Source organism: Caballeronia choica (genome assembly GCF_001544535.1).
GTDB lineage: Bacteria > Pseudomonadota > Gammaproteobacteria > Burkholderiales > Burkholderiaceae > Caballeronia > Caballeronia choica.
Genome location: NZ_FCON02000613.1, coordinates 1 through 570, shown reverse-complemented (window position 1 = coordinate 570; position 570 = coordinate 1). Strand labels below are relative to the sequence as shown.

Here is a 570-nt window from a genome sequence, read left to right as displayed (position 1 = left end):
AGATAGCGATTCAGCGAGGTCTTCCAGTTTTCGAGCGCGACGATGTTGTCGTTCCCGTCGAGGAACAGGAGATCGCCGTTCACCTGAACCAGCGTGAGCACATCTCCGTTTTTGCCTGCCTCGACGACTTCAAACGTGTGGGTCGATGCAGCGGTTTCGTACACGACGCTGCCGGGTCCTGCGACCCAGTCGTGCTCCTTGTATTTCCACTTGCCTTCGATCGTGTAGACCAAGACCGTACCGGTGTGGTGGTGCTTGGGCAGTTCCACGCCGGGCGGTGCCTTCATCATGACGATCCATTCACCCCGGATCGGGTCAAGCTTGAAGTATTTCACCAGGATCTGTTCTGAATAGGGCGTCAACGGTACCCACGGCAGCGATTCGCCATCGATGACTGCGGTGTCGATTTGTTCGTAAAGCATATCTGTCTCCATTGGTGTGGATGGGGTAAAAATTGGTGAACATGCCAAGGCTGTCCGCTATTGGCGGACGCCCTGGAATTGCCGAGGGAGCCGGTCGGCTCAGGCCAGCGGGGTGCCCGTGAGGGTGGCGCGCAGCATCTTTCTTGGC

The 570-nt window shown here is 57.5% G+C and carries 1 protein-coding gene; it reads right to left on the bottom strand.

The window, feature by feature from the left end:
* On the bottom strand, window positions 1-422 hold a 422-nt coding region (locus AWB68_RS46000; RefSeq protein ID WP_087650535.1), incomplete at its 3' end, for a 2,4'-dihydroxyacetophenone dioxygenase family protein.
* Between the last annotated feature and the right edge of the window lie 148 nt (window positions 423-570).